Origin of the sequence: Algoriphagus sp. (assembly GCF_029254265.1) — a bacterium.
Lineage (GTDB): Bacteria > Bacteroidota > Bacteroidia > Cytophagales > Cyclobacteriaceae > Algoriphagus.
Genome location: NZ_JAQWXX010000097.1, coordinates 42,028 through 60,122 on the forward strand (window position 1 = coordinate 42,028; position 18,095 = coordinate 60,122).

At 38.6% G+C, this 18,095-nt stretch carries 20 protein-coding genes; 11 read left to right on the forward strand and 9 right to left on the reverse strand.

Annotated elements, in window-relative coordinates; translation table 11 throughout:
- Window positions 1–63: 63 nt before the first annotated feature.
- The 6 genes from P8O16_RS14720 to P8O16_RS14745 all read right to left on the reverse strand — a co-directional run bounded on the left by P8O16_RS14720 (window position 64) and on the right by P8O16_RS14745 (window position 3,109).
- The gene (locus P8O16_RS14720; RefSeq protein WP_300316202.1) at window positions 64–1,143 is read right to left on the reverse strand and encodes an acyl-CoA desaturase; all 1,080 of its coding nucleotides are present in this window, start codon (window positions 1,141–1,143) and stop codon (window positions 64–66) included.
- 72 nt (window positions 1,144–1,215) lie between these two features.
- Window positions 1,216–1,401, reverse strand: a complete 186-nt coding sequence (locus tag P8O16_RS14725; protein ID WP_300316203.1) for a hypothetical protein — start codon at window positions 1,399–1,401, stop codon at window positions 1,216–1,218.
- An 18-nt stretch (window positions 1,402–1,419) separates the two neighbouring features.
- Window positions 1,420–1,593 carry a hypothetical protein gene (locus tag P8O16_RS14730; protein WP_300316204.1) on the reverse strand — a complete coding sequence of 58 codons (174 nt, stop codon included), beginning with the start codon at window positions 1,591–1,593 and terminating at the stop codon, window positions 1,420–1,422.
- Window positions 1,594–1,832: 239 nt separating this feature from the next.
- The gene (locus P8O16_RS14735; protein ID WP_300316205.1) at window positions 1,833–2,111 is read right to left on the reverse strand and encodes a hypothetical protein; all 279 of its coding nucleotides are present in this window, start codon (window positions 2,109–2,111) and stop codon (window positions 1,833–1,835) included.
- Window positions 2,112–2,244: 133 nt separating this feature from the next.
- On the reverse strand, window positions 2,245–2,478 hold the full coding sequence (locus P8O16_RS14740; RefSeq protein ID WP_300316206.1) for a hypothetical protein: 234 nt from the start codon (window positions 2,476–2,478) through the stop codon (window positions 2,245–2,247).
- Between the two features lie 181 nt (window positions 2,479–2,659).
- Window positions 2,660–3,109 (reverse strand): GNAT family N-acetyltransferase, encoded by a 450-nt coding sequence (locus P8O16_RS14745; RefSeq protein WP_300316207.1) that lies wholly within the window; start codon window positions 3,107–3,109, stop codon window positions 2,660–2,662.
- A gap of 374 nt (window positions 3,110–3,483) precedes the next feature.
- Between P8O16_RS14745 and P8O16_RS14750 the strand changes: the two genes are divergently transcribed.
- Window positions 3,484–3,936: a nuclear transport factor 2 family protein gene (locus P8O16_RS14750; protein ID WP_300316208.1), complete on the forward strand. Its 453-nt coding sequence runs from the start codon at window positions 3,484–3,486 to the stop codon at window positions 3,934–3,936.
- A 332-nt stretch (window positions 3,937–4,268) separates the two neighbouring features.
- The gene (locus P8O16_RS14755; RefSeq protein WP_300316209.1) at window positions 4,269–6,617 is read left to right on the forward strand and encodes an outer membrane beta-barrel family protein; all 2,349 of its coding nucleotides are present in this window, start codon (window positions 4,269–4,271) and stop codon (window positions 6,615–6,617) included.
- Window positions 6,618–6,716: 99 nt separating this feature from the next.
- Here the strand turns inward: P8O16_RS14755 and P8O16_RS14760 are convergent, their stop codons facing one another.
- From P8O16_RS14760 to P8O16_RS14770, 3 genes are all read right to left on the reverse strand, one after another.
- Window positions 6,717–7,736, reverse strand: a complete 1,020-nt coding sequence (locus P8O16_RS14760; protein ID WP_300316210.1) for an aldo/keto reductase — start codon at window positions 7,734–7,736, stop codon at window positions 6,717–6,719.
- 48 nt (window positions 7,737–7,784) lie between these two features.
- On the reverse strand, window positions 7,785–10,010 hold the full coding sequence (locus P8O16_RS14765; RefSeq protein ID WP_300316211.1) for a prolyl oligopeptidase family serine peptidase: 2,226 nt from the start codon (window positions 10,008–10,010) through the stop codon (window positions 7,785–7,787).
- Window positions 10,011–10,099: 89 nt separating this feature from the next.
- Window positions 10,100–10,849 carry a DUF6090 family protein gene (locus tag P8O16_RS14770; protein ID WP_300316212.1) on the reverse strand — a complete coding sequence of 250 codons (750 nt, stop codon included), beginning with the start codon at window positions 10,847–10,849 and terminating at the stop codon, window positions 10,100–10,102.
- 408 nt (window positions 10,850–11,257) lie between these two features.
- Between P8O16_RS14770 and atpD the strand changes: the two genes are divergently transcribed.
- The 9 genes from atpD to P8O16_RS14815 are packed head-to-tail and all read left to right on the forward strand — an operon-like array spanning window position 11,258 to window position 17,846.
- A complete protein-coding gene (gene atpD, locus P8O16_RS14775; protein WP_367182817.1) occupies window positions 11,258–12,667 on the forward strand; it encodes a F0F1 ATP synthase subunit beta in 1,410 nt (469 codons plus the stop codon).
- A 7-nt stretch (window positions 12,668–12,674) separates the two neighbouring features.
- Entirely contained in the window at window positions 12,675–13,058 is a 384-nt protein-coding gene (locus P8O16_RS14780; protein ID WP_300316213.1) for a F0F1 ATP synthase subunit epsilon, read from the forward strand.
- A gap of 1 nt (window position 13,059) precedes the next feature.
- Window positions 13,060–13,380 (forward strand): AtpZ/AtpI family protein, encoded by a 321-nt coding sequence (locus P8O16_RS14785; RefSeq protein ID WP_300316214.1) that lies wholly within the window; start codon window positions 13,060–13,062, stop codon window positions 13,378–13,380.
- The gene (locus tag P8O16_RS14790; protein ID WP_300316215.1) at window positions 13,373–13,681 is read left to right on the forward strand and encodes an ATP synthase subunit I; all 309 of its coding nucleotides are present in this window, start codon (window positions 13,373–13,375) and stop codon (window positions 13,679–13,681) included. The genes P8O16_RS14785 and P8O16_RS14790 overlap by 8 nt, the downstream gene beginning before the upstream one ends.
- The gene (locus tag P8O16_RS14795; protein ID WP_300316216.1) at window positions 13,671–14,378 is read left to right on the forward strand and encodes a F0F1 ATP synthase subunit A; all 708 of its coding nucleotides are present in this window, start codon (window positions 13,671–13,673) and stop codon (window positions 14,376–14,378) included. The genes P8O16_RS14790 and P8O16_RS14795 overlap by 11 nt, the downstream gene beginning before the upstream one ends.
- Window positions 14,371–14,640: a F0F1 ATP synthase subunit C gene (locus P8O16_RS14800; RefSeq protein WP_075351392.1), complete on the forward strand. Its 270-nt coding sequence runs from the start codon at window positions 14,371–14,373 to the stop codon at window positions 14,638–14,640. Before P8O16_RS14795 ends, P8O16_RS14800 begins: the two co-directional genes overlap by 8 nt.
- A gap of 9 nt (window positions 14,641–14,649) precedes the next feature.
- On the forward strand, window positions 14,650–15,423 hold the full coding sequence (locus P8O16_RS14805; protein WP_300316217.1) for a F0F1 ATP synthase subunit delta: 774 nt from the start codon (window positions 14,650–14,652) through the stop codon (window positions 15,421–15,423).
- 3 nt (window positions 15,424–15,426) lie between these two features.
- The gene (locus P8O16_RS14810) at window positions 15,427–16,971 is read left to right on the forward strand and encodes an alternate F1F0 ATPase, F1 subunit alpha (protein WP_300316218.1); all 1,545 of its coding nucleotides are present in this window, start codon (window positions 15,427–15,429) and stop codon (window positions 16,969–16,971) included.
- Window positions 16,971–17,846 carry a F0F1 ATP synthase subunit gamma gene (locus P8O16_RS14815; RefSeq protein ID WP_300316219.1) on the forward strand — a complete coding sequence of 292 codons (876 nt, stop codon included), beginning with the start codon at window positions 16,971–16,973 and terminating at the stop codon, window positions 17,844–17,846. Before P8O16_RS14810 ends, P8O16_RS14815 begins: the two co-directional genes overlap by 1 nt.
- Window positions 17,847–18,095: the final 249 nt, after the last annotated feature.

The following is an 18,095-nucleotide window of genomic DNA, read 5'->3' on the forward strand; positions in this document are numbered from 1 at the left end:
CTTCCAATTTTTCAATTCCAATAAATCCGTATCATTCGATTCACTGATCTATCGGGTATTTTCCTAAGCTCTTCCCAACTGCCGGAGCATTTTCACATGATCGCCTAGTGCCAAAAGAAATGTCTTTTTCTCCAGGTAAGGGACTTTAAACTCTTGAGCTGTTTCTGCAACAATATTAGATATCTTCTTATAATGAATGTGGCAGATATTCGGAAACAAATGATGTTCTACCTGAAAATTCAATCCTCCAATCAACCAGGAAAAGATCTTACTTTTTGGAGCATAATTACTGGTAGTAGCCAACTGATGCTTAATCCACTCATTCGCAATCTTCCCATTTTCATCAGCTTTGGGAAAGGTAGTTGCTGAAAGGATATGCGCTGTCTGGAAAACCAAACTAATCAAGATTCCAGTTACGAAATGCATAGACAAAAAGGCCAAGATGATAATCCAAGCAGGTAGTGGTACCATAATCAGAGGCAGCACCAAAGCATAGGAGTAATAAAGTATTTTCCAAGCTGTAATTTTCAAGATCTCTTTTCTGAAATCCCCATCAGCTTTGAAGTAACCCATTTTCTTATAGCGATTCGCTCTCACAAAATCCTTGGTAGTAATCCAAGAGATGGTAGAAAGACCATAGAAAAACCAGATGTAGAGGTACTGGAATCGATGGATCCAATAGCGCTTGGCATTCGGGCTAAAACGTAGGAAAAACGGTGCATTGATATCATCATCCCCATGATCAATATTGGTATAGGAATGGTGAAGCACATTATGTTGGATTCTCCATACGCTGGCATTGGCACCAATCAGATTCATGGTGTAGCCAAGGTACTTGTTGATCAGGGGGCTTTTAGAATAGGATCCGTGAATGGCATCGTGCATCACTCCCATTCCTATGCCTGCCATACCCAAACCACTGAGGATATAGAGCCCAAACAGCAGCCAGGTACTAGTCACCAATCCCGAGCCAATAAAGCCTAGCGGGATAAAGAAAGCCGAAAGCATGAAAATGGTTTTAACCACCATGCTACGATCTCCATGTTTATCTTTGTTACTGGTTTTGAAATATTCATTCACCCTTGAATGCAGGGTTTTTGAAAAATCAGAAGCTCCAGTTTTATCGAATTTTATACTTTTCATTTGCTCTTTTTAAACGCTTATCTACCTCTATACTCTTCAGGTATAGCGGATTTCAAAGCGGGTTTTATTCGTTCAATAGGTTTGTAATTCGGCAAAAATCAATTCCAATTCTGGACGGGTCTTTTCCAATTTTTTGGAGAGACTTTCCATCATCTGTTCTCGTTGACCTTCTTGGTATTCAAAATCCATATCAAGTAAAATTGAGAATCGCTGTTTGAGCATTACCTTCTGCTCTCTCCAACTCCGTATTATGTTCATGCCTTTGTTGATTAGTGTTTAATGGATTATCTCTCTTTCAAATAGCGCCAATTCCTTCTTTTCAGGATCATCGACAAAGGTGCAGTAGTAGATCTTGGCGAAATATTTCCTGACAATCATCTTGACATTCGGAGCTACTTTGGTAGTCACATGCTCACCTATTTTGAAATAGGTTTCTTCTGGGGTATCCATTGGGTTTGTTTTTTAGTCTGTCTTGCTCTCTAGTCAACAGTTTAATACCAGTATTAATTCATAGTGGCTAATATGAAGTACATGATTCGGGAAAATAGAATTTTATTAAAATTGCTTTTGGAAAAATAAACTTGCTTGATCTTTAGCTAAAGGCATATTTTATTTTTTAAAAAAAAATTCCTTGCCGTCAGCAAGGAATGATTTATTCGCTAAGAGGGATGAAAATAACTTGACTGAGTTTATTCTCTTGCCGCTTCTAAGGCTGCAATATTATTGTCTGTATAGTACTTGTCTCGATATTCTTGAAACTCTTCTTCCAATGCCGAAACTAAGTTGAGATTGGCATCTACATTCTGCCACATTTCAGGGAGTTTCTTCTCCAAGAGACTAACGCCTAGGTTAATATTATCTGCTTCTATCTTCGATATTTTTTTCAAAACAGACAGTTGGCTATTTCTCAAATCTTCAAATTCATTTAGGATTTTATCCATTAATTCTACTTTCTCTAATTTATTCATGGGTCATTTTTTTTTAAGAGTATAAAAATTTGCTACTCTCAGAATATACGAAATAAAAAGGACAATGAAATTCGAGCAAAATGGGAATGCACACTGGAACCTTTTTTCTTCCTATCAAAAACCCGGGGAAACCCTAAAATGAGATTGTATTTGCACCATACCGCTTTTTCTTAAAATCCGCATCCATCAGAACCCAATGTTCTGGATCTAAGACAGTCTCTTTGGGTTCAGAAGTTACTTTGAGTATAAACTCGTTGGTCTTTTTATCTACGTTCAGGATTTCCATCTGAGTTTTTCCATCCTTATAATGGACAGCTATCTGCACGGGCATTTGGAATAAACTACCATCTTTCTGAACTTGATTCAAGTTGATTTTTACTTCTTGGTTCTATAAGCTGAACCTTTGGAAAGTATAATTCGCCTCAATAGGGCTCAATTTTAGATTTCTCACTTAAGCCTTCTAATTTCAAAAGCTATTTTCCTATGATTCCTCCGTGAAAACCTTTGCGTACTTGGTGGTTAAATAAACTCCTTCATTAAAAAATCTACTACCCCTTTCTTACCATCTCAATATGCTCGATCCCATCCTCATCATAGACATCTCCATCGGATACAAAACCTAAAGAAGCATAAAAACCATGTGCATAGGTTTGTGCACCAAGACGGATAGCTCCATCCCCAAAAAATTTATGACAATACTCAATGGATAACTCCATCAGAGTTCTCCCAAGACCCTTTCCCCTAGCCGATGGCGAGGTAATCACTCTTCCAATTGCCATTTCAGAATAGGATAAACCAGCAGGAACTAATCGACTATAGCCTACCAGTTCATCACCTGAATACAATAGCAGATGGTAGCATTTTTGATCCTTATTATCCTGATCCAGAAACACGCAGTTTTGCTCCACTACAAACACCTCGCTTCGTAATCGCAATAAATCGTAAAGTTCATCCACAGTAAGTTCCTGAAAAGCTTTGACAGTATGGGTTAGGTTCATGGATTTAAAGTTTGAAAGGATGTGCGATTTTAATTGGTATTCCAGACTAATGAAGATGCAATTTAAGACTGTCCTCGGAGGATTACTACTTGTTTATGGGTAGTCATTACTTTTAAAATTCAAAAAATCAATATCATTTTATACCGAGCTGTAGTTCAATCTCCACAAGTTGATACTGTATAAGTAGCTAGTTTAAAAGTATAAATAGAAGCATAAAATTATATATATCAGATATTTATCGTAAATTCTAATTTTAGAAACCTTAATTCTGAGATTAGAATGGATTAAGTTGACTGATTATAAATTTTTAGTGCGAGTACTTACAGGGAAGTCGAAAACTGATTAGAGTAGGCATCAAGAAAAAGTAACTTTTTATGAAAAAAATTATCAAGTATGGCCTAAGTCTGGCCTTTGTCACATTACTTCTTGCTGCTCCAGTCCTTGGACAGGATATGGCCAAGGTAATGAAAGAAATGACCGCCACTTATGAAAAAGCATACAATTCAGAAGATGCTAAGACATTGGTAGCAATGTACACTGAAGACGGGGTCCGAACTTTTGATGATGGTAGAAATTACCAAGGATCTGCAGAGTTATTGGCAGGTTTTATGGCTGAGTTCGAAGCCAATGATCTAAAGGTAAAGATCTCTATGGGAGAAATCACTCCTGCTGGGATGGATAAAGCCACCTCAACCGGTACTTATGAAGTCAAAGGAACATTGGGAACAGGTGAAAAGGTGAGCTACATGGGCAAATACACCAACTCTCTGGTAAAAGTCAATGGAGTTTGGAAAATAGCGAAGACTGCTGGGGAGACTATTCAATAAAGATTCAACCCATCCAACCTTTATTAAGCATCTCATTCCTTAGGAGTGGGATGTTTTTTTTTGAGTAATTCAATTGGGAGGCTAGATTATCCGCAATGTTTCCTGTCTGCATAGTATATAAGCTTTTATAAGTAAAAGAAGCTTTAACAACCTTTTAACCCTCCATTTCTAGACTGAATAAGCAGCTGCTTAAGCTAGGTTTAATTTCCATAATTAAAGGTGTCACCAGTATTTACCACTGATCAAAAAGGATAAACATATTAACTAAGAGTCGGTTAAGTCTATTGTGAGTCTAAATCAGAACTGAATTAATACTATTGAAGCCTTTGAAGATGAATACAACTTTACTTAGTAAACCAATAAGGAGGTCAATTACTTTTGTTTTTTTTCTCCTAATTTTTAATCCATTAATCTCTTTTGCCCAGACAAGTCAGGTTTCAGGAAGACTAATTGATTCCAAGACTCAGGAGCCTGTAAGTTATGCCCAAGTTGCCCTGTTTGGAAACTTGGAAAGCAGTAATCCTGAAGCTTACTCAGATACCAATGAAGAGGGAGTTTTCAATTTGAACGTTCCCGCCGGAAAATATGTGTTCAAAGCTTTTTTTCTCGGTTATCAGGATCTGATTGTTTCAGACCTTGAAATAAGCGGAGCTACGAATTTGGGTGAGTTGGTTTTTGTGAGCGAAGGTCAAAATTTGGAAGAAGTACTGGTTACTACCTCCAAACTACCTGTACGAACTACCCTCGAGGGCTTGATTGTCACTCCAGAAAACAACTTGGCCAATGCAGGTGGAACCTTATTCGATATTCTGAGAAATACCCCTTCAGTATCCGTAAGTGAGGATGGAGGGATTTCATTGAGAGGAAGTTCCAATACCAATGTGCTCATCAATGGAAGGAATTCATCACTGACTCAAAACCTCGATCAGTTACCTGCTAGCATTGTCGAGGAGATCAAAATCATCAATAATCCTAACGCGCGTTATGATGCCGAGGCTGAGGGTGGCGTGATTGATATTGTATTAAAGAAAGGAATTGAACTGGGAACTCATGGTGGATTAGAAGGAACCTACGGAACAAGAAATAGATCTAATATAGGGGGAAGAATCAACCACCGTAATTTCAATTTCAATGTTTATGCAGGGTTTAATCATAGAAACTGGAAGTCTATCGGTGAAAGAAGATCTACCCGAGTAATCTTTGAAGACGACGAAACACTTAATCAAAATACCACAAGCTCAGACCTGGATATCGGAAATAACTTCAATTTCGGCTTAGACTACACTTTCGGAAACAATACGCTTAGCTATGAAGGCGTATTTCAGGCAAATGAAACCAATAATCTCAATACACTTTTTGCCCAACAGGTTCGGCAGGGAAAGAATTTCGATTATGTCCGCAAAAATGATGAAAATGAAACTGATGATGGATTAGACAATACCTTGATTTTTGAACATAATTTCAAAGACAAAGGTCATTTGTTCCGTGCAACAGCCAGTCACTCCTACCGAAATCAGTTTAAAACTCAGAATATTGACATCTTCAATAATACACTTCAGCCTTTACCTGAAAATTTGACAGGACAAGAACGTGCGTTTACAGATGAGGTTCGAAATATTACGGTGGTTCAAGCTGATTACATTAAGCCGATGGAAAACGGAACATTTGAAACTGGCCTAAAATCTAATTTTAGAAAATTTGATAATGATTTTCAATACCAACGATTTGATGAGGGAAGCCAAGATTTTGTGACTGATCCGTCAGTTAGTAATCGCTTTGTCTATGAAGATCAAATTCATGCCGGCTACCTGATTTACTCCGGTAATAAATCAAAATTTGAGTATGGAGTCGGTGTCCGTGGTGAATTCACTCAAGTAGATACCTACCTGTACAATTCAGATGAAGCAAATCAGCAGCGTTATTTCAATTTGTTTCCAAGTGTCCAAGGGTTATACAAGGTCAATGATACACATGGAATTAAATTCACCTACAGCCGTAGAATAGATCGTCCAAGAGCTTGGAGACTAAACCCTTTCCCAAATATTACAGATAGTCTGAATGTCAGAAGAGGTAATCCAAACTTGATTCCTGAGATGATCAATTCCTTCGAATTAGGACACTTAGCCAACTTTGAGAAGACCAGCTTAACGACCAACCTATTCTATCGAAAAATCAACAATCAGATAGATTTTATCACGATAGTAGAAGATGGGATATCTTATTCCCAACCAGAGAATTTAAATTTTGCCCAGCTCTATGGAGTGGAATTTATAGGAACAGCAGAACTTACAGATTGGTACTCACTCAATGGTGGGATGACTTTTTCTGGAATTGAAGTGAATGCATCGAATATCAGTGAAGAGTTTACCAATAAGGGCTTCACTTGGAATGCCAAGCTTAATCAGGATTTCAAACTTCCTTTAGGATTCAACTTTCAGATTGCTGCCAATTATGAATCACCGGAAATTCAAGCTCAGGGAAAAAGTCTCGCAGTATATTTCATTGATACCAGCATTCAAAAGTCATTTTTGGAGCGAAAAGGAAGTGTCACTTTGAGCGTAAGGGATATATTTGATACTAGAAGATATGCAGGCAATTCACTGACTAATAGCTTCTCTCAGGATTTCTATTCCAAACAAGAAACAAGAATTATCTTACTTTCTGCACGATTTAATTTCTGATCAAAAACAGCTCAGAAATAAAATAAAAGAGCATAATAATATGGCAAAGGCCCTTTATTATGCTCTTTTTCGATTGATTAAATTAAGTAAATTCTAAAGTTACTTTCTGTAAGCCGATTGCCGCTCCACCATCCAGCCAGGATATTGCATAGGCAAAGGACTTACTTCATCGATTTTTGCAAAATCTGAAGCAGTCAATTGAATTTCAGTTGAAGCAATATTCGCATGAAGTTGATCCAATGATTTTGCCCCAATTATAGTACTGGTAACACCTTTTTGTTGTCTTACCCAAGCTAAAGCAATTTGAGCAATACTAGCAGAATGTGCTTTTGCAATCTCACCCATTACATCCACTAAATCATAAGCTTTTTCTTTGTCGATTGGGGGGAAATCAAAATTGGCCCTTCTGGAATCTGCGTCTGCCCCTTCCCGGGTGAATTTGCCAGTGAGAAAACCCCCAGCTAATGGACTCCAAGGGAAGATCGCCAAGTCATGATCAGCTGCCATTGGAACCAGCTCATGCTCAATGTCTCTGCTCACGGCAGCATAATAGTATTGAAGCCCAATGAATTTGTGATAGCCTCGGTAATGCGCAATTGCTTGTGCTTTGGCTACCATCCAAGCAGGCCAGTTGCAGATGGCGATATAGCGTACTTTGCCAGATTCCACAATGTCATTAAGTGATCGAACAGTCTCTTCCAAGGAAGTTGATGGATCTACTCCATGGACATACAGGATGTCCATATAATCCAATTGCATTCGTTTTAAACTGGCTTCAACGGAATTGAAAATGTGATATCGAGATAGCCCGGTGCTATTTGGTTTTTCATTCATTCTTGCCAGCACTTTCGTGGCAATGATGATTTCATCTCGATTCACTTTCAGGTCAATTAATCCCTGCCCCAGAAGTTGCTCCGATTGACCAAAGGAATAGGCGTTAGCAGTATCAATAAAGTTGATTCCAGATTCAATGACGGCAGAAAGCATTTCATTTACTTCTTTCTGCTGCAGCTTGCCGATTTTCTCCCAAATCCCAGCATTCTGCCCGCCAAAAGTCATGGTTCCAAAGCAGAGTTCGGAAACCATCAAGCCTGTTTTACCTACTAAATTATACTTCATTTTGAGTTTGAGTTTTAGTTATAAATAATTCAGTTGCCTGTATTTTACTTAGTTTGCGCTATCCTCTCCTTTTTCTTTTTCCTTTTCTTTGGAGAATTGCTTTTCATAAAAGTCAAAGATGCGTTTCCATTGATCATGGAAGTCACTTTCACCACTAGCCCAACCAGCTCCATGACCACCTTTTAGGTAATTCACCCAAACCACCTCTTTACCCAATCGACGCATTGCGTAGTAGAGCTCACGAGAATTAGTTCCTGGCACATTCCAATCACCTTCGCCTGTTAGGATTAGGTGGGGAGTTTTGATGCGGTCGGCGTGCAATACTGCGGTAGTTGCAAAGTATTTCAATGGATCATCCCATAGTGATCCTCCAATTCGGTCTTGCCCTACTTCTGCTGCAGCATAGTTTCGGGTTCCGATTTTAGGGCTATCTCCTAAGAAACTGATTATATTAACCTTCCCAGAAATATTGATTGCTGCTGCAAATCGATCCGTTTGCGTGATTAATAAGGATGTTGCGTAGCCACCATAACTCACGCCATGTACCCCGACTTTATCATTATCCACCTTTCCTTCATCTACCAGTTTATTGATGACAGAATTGATGCCTTTTACCCAAGCCTCACCAGGGTATCCAAGCTCTAAATCAACGGAAGGGCGAAGTGCAAAGTAACCCTGATTAGCAATAAGGTTCATGTTGCGATTGTAGCCATTGTCAAAAAACGTCTCATAAACTTCACATACCAGTGGGTATTTTTTGCCTGGTTCATAATCTACCGGATAGTACAAAACCCCTTTTAATTCCTTGCCATCCATATCACGGTAGCTGATTAATTCTGAACGTGTTAGATTCTTGTTGCTCATCCATGGGTTCAAATCTGTCAGCGATTTCATATTGCTAAAACTAGCATCGGTTGACATTACATTTGATGGCATATCCCCGTCTGAAACACTTAGGATGTACTTGCTTCCATCTTTAGATTTCTGAACGTTAGTATATAGATTACTATTGATCAAAACATCTTCCATCTGCTTCGCTTCTAGATCAAACCTTGTGAAGCCTCTCTCCCATTTTTCTTTGCTGGAATAGTTGAAAAATAGGTAGCGCTCATCTTCTGACCAGTTTATAAGGTCCAGACTTGGAGCTTTTTCTTTATCCTCAAGTAATTCATAAATCATTTCAAGTTGATCACCTGCTGTATCAGTCAGCCAATACCCTTTTTCCGAACTTAGCAATAATTTTCCATCGCTCGGACTCCAGGTCATGATAGAAAACTTTACTTCCTTTTTCTTTTCTTCATCAGAGTATGCTTTTCCTTTGGTTAGATTTTTTGCATTATCCTCCCCTAGCGTTTGGATATAGACATACCCAGAATCCACCCAAGCGTATTTGCTTTTATTTTCTGTCCATGTGAAATTCCGTCTTTTCTCATTTCGGGGATAGATGACTTTTGCTGTATCTTGAGTAATCAGATTCAAGTAAGCAGTTTGATATTCTGTTCCTTTATTTCGCTCATAAGCGGTTTTTAAAGGAAAGACCTCATTGAATATTAAATGTTTGCCATCGGCAGCTATATAGATTCCATTATAATTTGATTCAGGTAAAAGTTTGGATGCTTTGCCATTTGAAAGATTGACTTGATGTACTTCCGTAAGGCTATTTGTATTTCGTATTTCATCCCATTTCAGGAATGGCTTTGAACCATCATAAACTACAGTTGGGCCATTCGTAGCTTCATTATAAATTTCCATCGCTCTACCTAACCAAGATGACTCACGGGTATGGACCAATACCGATTTGCTATCTGGAGTCCAGGTAAGGTCTGAATTTGCGATTAGAGGGTTTCCTGAAATACTCACCTCTTTTAGCTTTTTACGATCTACATTATAGATCATTAGATGCAGCTTGTCCTCTTTTTCTTCCAAAAAAGCGATTTCGGTATTGTTTGGTGCCCAAGCTAATGAGGTGATTTTAGCAGTCCCAGCATAAGGTCTTATTTCAGAAGCATCTTCGGTGTTGATGATTACTAATTCACCGGGGAATACATTCAGGTAGCTTGGATCTTGAAATCTAAAATGGTCCGTGTCAAATCGTGCACTACCGTCCATGATCATTCCTCCAAGGTATTTCCCATTATCGGAAAGAGTTTGGCTGCTCAAACTTTTTACCCGAAGGGCATCTTCAGTGGTAAAAGCAGTTTTTTGGGCTATACTTGGAGAAAGTACGACTATCCAAAAGAAAAGGGATAGGGATAAAAATTTGATTTGTGTCATGTTTCAATATTTGGTTGAAACAAGATAGGGCAATTTTGAAAAAATTATTCAATCAACCTTTATTAGGTCAATCAACTTTGGATACCCTCCTAATCCTCCTTGATAAGTTCTCGTAACTTGGGCAGCAAGTCATTGATCACTTCAGACACTCGTATCAAGCCATTTTCGGTTTGGCTGTAATTCAATCTCTTCCCGGCAGCCATCGAATTAAACTTAGCAATAAAGTCTGCTGGATCGATATCTTCCCAGATTTGGTCATATAATGGACCACTAGAAACAACATCAACATCAGTTTTAAATGTGTAGCTATTTCGGTACTCATTGACAGCATACATATAGATCTCATAGGCATTCCCACTTCCCATTTCCGTCCGAGCTTGGAAACTATAAACTGCATAAATTTCCTGCAACAATTCTTTATCAAAAAGATTAATTTCTCCTGATTGCACCATCGTTGTGTAGGCACTCTTGTTTGTAAATTCTATTGTATTTACTGTAGGACTATATTCTTTACTTGCTATCTTAATTAATGTGTCCAAGTTCGCTTGGGGATCTGTTACCCTTTTTTCGTAATCATCAAGAATAAGCCTGTCTCTTTCCATTCTTCGTTGGTCTCTGACGATCTGACTACTATCCCGTTGTAGGTTCTCGATAAGAATTTCCACATTGTTTTTCAACTTCTTTTTATTGCCTTGTTCCACATTCCAGTTGTTCAGTTGCAAGGCAATAAGGATTCCGATGACCACAAGAATAATTTCCCCAATAGCATACTGAAAGTATTTCCCCACATTCTTTCCTTCGATAAGTTGGAGTCTAATTTTTCTGAAGAACTTAATCATTTTCTATTTTCTGGATTTAATTATCTAACGAAGACTCGGGTCCTGACAAATTATACTAAAACTTTTCCTTGAAATCCTACCTCCAATAAAGTGATTTTTGCAGAATAAAACCTTCAACAGCTACTTTTTACAGAGTTTGTATTGAAGAAACAAATGCTAAAAACATCTGAATTATGCAACTTTTTGTTTAATCCGTGTAACTAGTTTGTCATTCATCTTTAGAACTTGAAAGATATAACTCAAGAGTTCTTACAGTCTGAATGGGAACTGATTTTTATCAGTTTTTTAAATGGTTTAACTCAAGAAAAAAAAGAGGAGATATAAGTAAATTTATAATTCACTGAAATATAAATGGTTATTTCTTTGATCAAACCACTTTTATAAGCCTTAATAAAATTGAAAACTAAAATTCAAACCGGCAAAATAATAAGCATACGAGGCAGTGTGGTAGATATTGGTTTTGAGGACTATTTGCCTTCTATCAATACGCTTTTGCATACCGGAAAAGATAAAAATATATCCATAGAAGTATTAGCACAACTGGACGCTAACCGAGTCCGAGGCATAGCTTTAAACCCAACCCAAGGGTTAACAAGGGGAATGCTTGTAGAAACAGAAGGAAAACAACTTGCAGTGCCTATAGGGAAAAATATTATGGGGCGAATGTTTGATGTTTTTGGAAATGTGATTGATCATCAAGGGAAGCTAAGCGATGTGAAATGGAAAAACATTCATCAGCCCCCCCCTTCCTTAGCAGAAAGATCTACCAAGTCAGAAGTATTCCTGACAGGTATTAAAGTGATTGATGTTCTTGTTCCGCTAGAGCGAGGTGGTAAAACTGGCTTGTTTGGCGGTGCAGGGGTTGGTAAAACCGTCCTACTTACCGAAATGATCCATAATATGGTGGGTCATAATAAGGGGGTGAGTATGTTTTGCGGAATTGGTGAGCGGTGTCGGGAGGGGCATGAATTGTATCAGGATATGCAGACTGCTGGTGTCTTGGAAAACATGGTGATGTTATTCGGACAAATGAATGAGCCGCCAGGCGCACGTTTTCGTGTAGGTCATGCTGCTTTGACTATGGCGGAATATTTTCGTGACGAAGAACATCGAGATGTCTTGCTGCTGATCGATAATATTTTCCGATTTATTCAGGCGGGGATGGAAGTCTCTGGATTGATGGGTCAAATGCCTTCAAGACTTGGCTATCAACCAACTTTGGGCACAGAACTGTCACAATTGGAAGAGCGAATCGCCAATACCAAGTCTGGTGCGATTACTTCTATTCAGGCTGTTTATGTACCAGCTGATGATCTAACCGACCCTGCTGCAGTGCACACTTTCTCGCATTTATCCGCTTCTATTGTCCTTTCCAGAAAGAAAGCCAGTGAAGGAATGTACCCGGCTATTGACTTGCTTGAATCAAATTCAAAAATGGCAACGCCGGGCATAATTGGAAAAAGACATTATGAGTTGGCACAAGCAATCAGGAAAACTTTAGCGCACTACGAAGAGCTTAAGGATATCATTGCAATGCTTGGTTTGGAACAATTGTCAAATGAAGACCATAAGATCGTGAATCGAGCCCGGCGCTTAGAACGGTTTCTTACTCAGCCTTTTTTTACGACTACAAAATTCAGTGGTATTGAAGGTAAAGAAGTAAGTCTTGAAGAAGCATTGGATGGATGTGAACGAATCCTTGCTGATGAGTTCAAGGATATTCCCGAGAGTGCTTTTTATATGATAGGAAGAGTTGAAGAAGCTTTAATGAAAGGAAAAAAAGAGAAGAGCCAAGAAGCAACTACCGAAGAAAAATAAAATGACAATGAACCTCAAAATATTGCTTCCATTTAGAGTATTCGCTGAGGTGAAAAATGTAAAACGGATCGTGATGGAAACGAGTGAAGGATCTTATGGACTTTTACCACAACGTCAAGACTGTGTGGCAGCCTTGGTTCCAGGGATCCTAACCTATGAATCAGAAAAAGTGACTTATATAGCAGTAGACGAGGGAATTATGATAAAGGCTGGTAGTGAAGTCTTTGTTTCTGTTCGTCAAGCAATCGGTGGCGCTGATTTAGGTAAATTACATGAGCTGGTGGAAAAGGATTTTAAGCAATTTGATGAAACAGAGAAAAACATCCGCTCAGTCATATCAAAACTGGAAACGGGGCTGATGCTTCAGCTGGAAAAATTTGGTAAAAAGTAAAATGGAGCCTAGAAGGAAAAAAACTGGAACACCCTTTAGCCATTTGGTTGCTGATAAAGAAAGGCGAAAAATAGCTGCACAAAAAAATAAACGGAGTGTTTGGTCAGGCTTTGGATTATTTGGGATTATAGGTTGGTCGATTGTAGTCCCCACGATGGCAGGTGCGCTCATAGGGATTTGGTTAGATAAAAATTCCCCACAAGCCTTTTCTTGGACCTTAAGCCTTTTAGTTGTTGGTCTTTTCGTGGGTTGTTTGATGGCTTGGAATTGGATTAAAAAAGAACATGGAGAGATAAATAATAAAAACGAAAACGATGAATGAGATAATTTTAATAGGATTAGCACTTTTAGCAGGAATAGGTCTGGGATTTATTTTCTTCGGTGGTTTATGGTGGACTGTCAAAATCGCTACCAACTCAAAAAAACCTGCTTTATGGTTTTTAGGGAGCTTGGCTTTTCGCTTAACACTTGTTTTGGCAGGGTTTTATATAATCGGAGTTGGAGATTTAATACGATTGGTAAGTTGTTTCACTGGTTTTTTTATAGCCCGGTTTTTAGTCATTCACTTGACCAAAGCATACGATTTGAGGAATCAAAAAGAAGAAACTACTCATGAAGCTTAGTCCTGACGAAACTATATTTTGGGAATATGGATTTCTCACCATCAACCTTACCCTAGTGACTACTTGGGGAATAATGTTGTTGCTGGTAATCAGCTCAATTTTGATCACAAGGAGATTAAAAACAGATATACAGATTTCCAGATGGCAGTGCATGCTTGAAATTATTGTGACAGGAATTAATAGTCAAATCAAGGAAGTAGGCATAGCAAAGCCCGAGAAGTACATTGGCTTTATCGGCACCTTGTTCTTGTTTATCCTGGTTTCGAATCTATTGATTATTATTCCTTGGTATTCACCCCCAACTGGTTCACTATCAACGACTGGAGCATTGGCTATTTCAGTGCTTTTGGCTGTTCCCTTTTTTGGGATAAGTGAGAGTGGCTTAAAGGCTTATTTGAAAACCTACTTGTCTCCCTCTTTTATCATGTTACCATTTAACATCATAGGTGAACTTTCAAGGACTATTGCACTGACTATACGCTTATTCGGAAATATCATGAGTGGTGGATTGATTGTTGCAGTTTTACTGAGCGTAGCGCCTTTTATTTTCCCGGTTATTATGACTGTACTAGGTTTATTAACAGGGACAGTACAAGCTTATATATTTAGTATTCTAGCAACAGTATACATCGCTGCGGCGGTGAGTGAAAAAAGAAAAAAAACAACAACTAAACTAAAGGAGGTAAAAAATGGATAGTATCACAATTATTGGAATTGTCTCGATTATCATGGCTGGACTTACAATCGCTATTGGAAGTATATTTCCAGCTATATCAGAAGGTAGAGCAGTTTCAACAGCTTTACATTCAATTGCGCAGCAGCCTGATGCAGCACCTACAATTACCCGAACTCTATTCGTAGGACTGGCGATGGTGGAGTCCACAGCAATCTATTGTTTTGTGGTTTCTATGATTCTCATTTTTGCCAATCCATTTTGGAATCATGTTACTGCACTTTAATTCGAAACGATGGAAATAAACTGGTTTACATTAGTCGCTCAAATTTTCAACTTTTTCCTTTTAGTGTGGCTACTAAAACGGTTTTTATACAAACCGATATTAGATGCTATTGAAAAACGGGAGCGTAAAATCTTAGACCAATTGAATGATGCTGAGGCTAGCAAAGCGGAAGCTCTTAAACAGCAGGAAGAGTATAAAAAGAAAAATACAGCCTTTGATATAGAGAAAAAAGAACTTATGAATACTGCGATTTCTGAATCTAAAGAAATGCAGACTAAACTTCTGGAAAAAGCTAGAGAAGAGGCGGAAGCTTTGAAAGATCATTTAGAAAAAACTGAAAAAGAAAAACAGAATAATCGAGAAGCGACTCTTTCCCACAAGATTAAGCAAGAAGTATTTGCCATTTCCAGAAAAACGCTCGCTGATCTTGCTTCGGTAAGTTTAGAAGAACAAGCTACAGCTGTGTTCATTAAGCGCTTAAAATCCCTAAAAGGGGATGAATTAAATCAATTTAAGAGTGCTTTTAAAAGTGGTAAAATCACTTTGCGAAGTGCTTTTAAGCTTTCTGATCTTCAATTGAAACAAATAGAAAAAGAAGTCAATGAATTGCTTGAAAAGAAATTAGACTTTTCGGTTGAAATTTCTCCTGATTTGATTGGAGGTATCGAGATAAGTACTTCAGATTATAAGCTAGCCTGGTCCATTTCAGGTTATCTTAAGGATTTGGAAGAGCGAGCTTTTGAAAAAGAAATTGTTAAAAAATCAGGTGTTACCTCTTCCTAAGCTATGTCTAAAAAAGAAATAGATACCAGCCTACTAAACACTTTCAAACAACTCGAAGAAATCAGAGGAAATCATGAATTTTCATTTTCCCCTCGTGAAGTAGGAAACGTAGTAAGTGTATCGGCAGGGATAGTAAAAGTATCTGGACTTCCAGGAGTGGGTTTTGAAGAGTTGCTGATGTTTCCAGGTAATCTCTATGGCATAGCTTATAACATCGATGAAAATGAAATCGGGGTTATTCTCTTGGGTAACGAATCTCTTCTAAACGTTGGTGACGAGGTAATACGTACCAAACGAGTAATGGACATCCCCGTAGGGGACTCACTGATCGGAAGAATTGTTGATCCTCTCGGTGAGCCTTTGGATGGAAAAAAGGAATTATTTGGAACCCTACGCTATCCCATAGAACGTCCCGCAACAGCGATCATGGATCGGGCAGCAGTTTCTGTTCCTTTGCAAACAGGATTAAAAGTGATAGATGCGTTGATCCCTATTGGTCGTGGGCAGAGAGAACTGATCTTAGGAGACCGACAGACCGGTAAATCCGCTATTGCCCTTGATACTATTATCAATCAAAAAGGCAAAAATGTGATTTGTGTTTATTGTGCCATTGGTCAACGTGCAGCATCAGTCGCAAAAGTGGTTGCTCAACTTAAGGAAAAAGGTGCTTTGGAATATACAGTTATCGTAGTGACTGAAGGAAATGATCCCCCTGGACTCAAGTATATTGCGCCTTATGCTGCTACCAGTATTGCAGAATATTTTATGGAGCAAGGTCGTGATGCATTAATTATCTATGATGACCTCACCCACCATGCACGAGCCTATCGAGAGTTGTCACTTTTGCTAAGAAGACCACCGGGACGTGAGGCCTTTCCAGGCGACATTTTCTACATCCATTCCAGACTATTAGAGCGGGCTACACATTTAAGTGATGCTCTTGGTGGTGGTTCGTTGACGGCCTTGCCTATTATTGAGACAGAGGCTCAAAATATATCTGCGTATATCCCCACCAACTTGATTTCCATTACTGACGGTCAGATTTACCTTTCTCCAAAACTATTTGAATTGGGGATTTTGCCTGCGGTAGATGTTGGAAAATCGGTTTCAAGGGTAGGTGGAAAAGCACAGTTAAAGGGTTATCGGTCTATTACAGGTAATCTTAAATTGGCATATTCTCAATTCGAGGAATTGGAAAACTATGCGCGTTTTGGTACTCGGTTGGATGAAGATACCAGAAAAACCATCGAGCATGGAAAACGCATTCGATCCTGGTTGATTCAGCAGGAATTACAACCCATGTCAGTTGCAGAGCAAATAATTGTACTTCTGGCATTAACAGGTAAGTTTTTTGATACGATACCGATTCATAAAGTTCAGGAAGCAGAGACACAGCTACAGAGAAGTAGCACAGATCTTCCGACAGAAGTACTAGGACGGCTAAATTCAAATGAAAAACTAAGCGAAGCAGACAGGAAAATCATTTTGGAACTGGTTGAAAAAGTCATTTCGCCATTTCAGGAAAAACCTGATGAAACTTCTAACTAATGGAAACTTTAGCTCAGATCCGAAGAAAACTGGAAGGTGCAGAAGACCTTAAAACCGTCGTGCGAACGATGAAAGCCATGGCAGCTTCTAACATTGGGCAATATGAACAAGCAGGCAGAGCGCTAAGTGATTATTATCGGACAGTAGCCTTGGGTATAGTTGCCTATTTTCATGAAAGAGAAGAGCTGAAAAGAGTAAATAAAAAAAAGCATAAAGTTACATGTGCAATTGTTTTTGGCTCAGATCAAGGACTTGTTGGCCAGTTTAATAATACACTTACTGACTTTGTGAAATTAACTCTCAATAAGCTGGAAGGGGAAAAAATAATTTGGGCGATAGGCGACCGGATAAAAACCGTCTTGCTAGACCGAGGTTTCACGCTTAGAAACTTATTTCATGTTCCAAACTCTGTGGATGGAATTACTCCATTGGTCAGTCAAATTTTGCTCAGAAGTGAAGAAAGCATTAAGATAAATGAGGTGGATCAGATCTATATTTTCCATAATCAACCAAACAATAGCGGCATAGGATATACACCTGTAAAACAGAAGTTATTGCCTTTGGATGAAGATTGGAAGTTGAATTTATCCGAACTAAAATGGCCAACCAAGATACCGCCTCAAGTCGCTGGTGGTGAAAAGGCTACTTTATTGGCATTGATCCATGAGTTTCTATTTGTCAGTCTCTATCGTGCCAGTGCGGAATCGTTGGCAAGTGAGAACGCAAGTAGATTGTTGGCCATGCAAAGGGCAGAAAAAAATATTGAAGAATTACTGGAAAATTTAAATCGCAAATATCATAGCATAAGACAGACTATGATTGATGAAGAACTTTTTGATGTGATATCGGGCTTCGAGGCGCTTAAAAAGAAGTAACTGAATGAAAACAATCAAAAACCTCTTTTTGAATGACTCAAAATCAAATAGTTAAAAAAAGTATTGCAATAGAAATTAGAACTAGAAACCAAAAAAATAACCCCGAGGAATTTCCCCGGGGTTAATTTAGTTGACTTGTCCTAGAATGAGTTTACGCAAACCGTAAACTATGAGTAGAGAAAAAACAAGAACAGGCGGTTCTTTAAGCCTTTCAGAGAGAGAGTCAATGATTAAAGAATTTTTGACAGG

What these genes read in the sequence shown, in the direction of transcription:
- P8O16_RS14720 (WP_300316202.1), bottom strand. Translation starts at nt 1,143, where the DNA reads ATGAAAAGTATAAAATTCGATAAAACTGGAGCTTCTGATTTTTCAAAA.
- P8O16_RS14725 (WP_300316203.1), bottom strand. Translation starts at nt 1,401, where the DNA reads ATGAACATAATACGGAGTTGGAGAGAGCAGAAGGTAATGCTCAAACAG.
- P8O16_RS14730 (WP_300316204.1), bottom strand. Translation starts at nt 1,593, where the DNA reads ATGGATACCCCAGAAGAAACCTATTTCAAAATAGGTGAGCATGTGACT.
- P8O16_RS14735 (WP_300316205.1), bottom strand. Translation starts at nt 2,111, where the DNA reads ATGAATAAATTAGAGAAAGTAGAATTAATGGATAAAATCCTAAATGAA.
- P8O16_RS14745 (WP_300316207.1), bottom strand. Translation starts at nt 3,109, where the DNA reads ATGAACCTAACCCATACTGTCAAAGCTTTTCAGGAACTTACTGTGGAT.
- P8O16_RS14750 (WP_300316208.1), top strand. Translation starts at nt 3,484, where the DNA reads ATGAAAAAAATTATCAAGTATGGCCTAAGTCTGGCCTTTGTCACATTA.
- P8O16_RS14755 (WP_300316209.1), top strand. Translation starts at nt 4,269, where the DNA reads ATGAATACAACTTTACTTAGTAAACCAATAAGGAGGTCAATTACTTTT.
- P8O16_RS14760 (WP_300316210.1), bottom strand. Translation starts at nt 7,736, where the DNA reads ATGAAGTATAATTTAGTAGGTAAAACAGGCTTGATGGTTTCCGAACTC.
- P8O16_RS14765 (WP_300316211.1), bottom strand. Translation starts at nt 10,010, where the DNA reads ATGACACAAATCAAATTTTTATCCCTATCCCTTTTCTTTTGGATAGTC.
- P8O16_RS14770 (WP_300316212.1), bottom strand. Translation starts at nt 10,849, where the DNA reads ATGATTAAGTTCTTCAGAAAAATTAGACTCCAACTTATCGAAGGAAAG.
- P8O16_RS14780 (WP_300316213.1), top strand. Translation starts at nt 12,675, where the DNA reads ATGAACCTCAAAATATTGCTTCCATTTAGAGTATTCGCTGAGGTGAAA.
- P8O16_RS14785 (WP_300316214.1), top strand. Translation starts at nt 13,060, where the DNA reads ATGGAGCCTAGAAGGAAAAAAACTGGAACACCCTTTAGCCATTTGGTT.
- P8O16_RS14790 (WP_300316215.1), top strand. Translation starts at nt 13,373, where the DNA reads ATGAATGAGATAATTTTAATAGGATTAGCACTTTTAGCAGGAATAGGT.
- P8O16_RS14795 (WP_300316216.1), top strand. Translation starts at nt 13,671, where the DNA reads ATGAAGCTTAGTCCTGACGAAACTATATTTTGGGAATATGGATTTCTC.
- P8O16_RS14800 (WP_075351392.1), top strand. Translation starts at nt 14,371, where the DNA reads ATGGATAGTATCACAATTATTGGAATTGTCTCGATTATCATGGCTGGA.
- P8O16_RS14805 (WP_300316217.1), top strand. Translation starts at nt 14,650, where the DNA reads ATGGAAATAAACTGGTTTACATTAGTCGCTCAAATTTTCAACTTTTTC.
- P8O16_RS14810 (WP_300316218.1), top strand. Translation starts at nt 15,427, where the DNA reads ATGTCTAAAAAAGAAATAGATACCAGCCTACTAAACACTTTCAAACAA.
- P8O16_RS14815 (WP_300316219.1), top strand. Translation starts at nt 16,971, where the DNA reads ATGGAAACTTTAGCTCAGATCCGAAGAAAACTGGAAGGTGCAGAAGAC.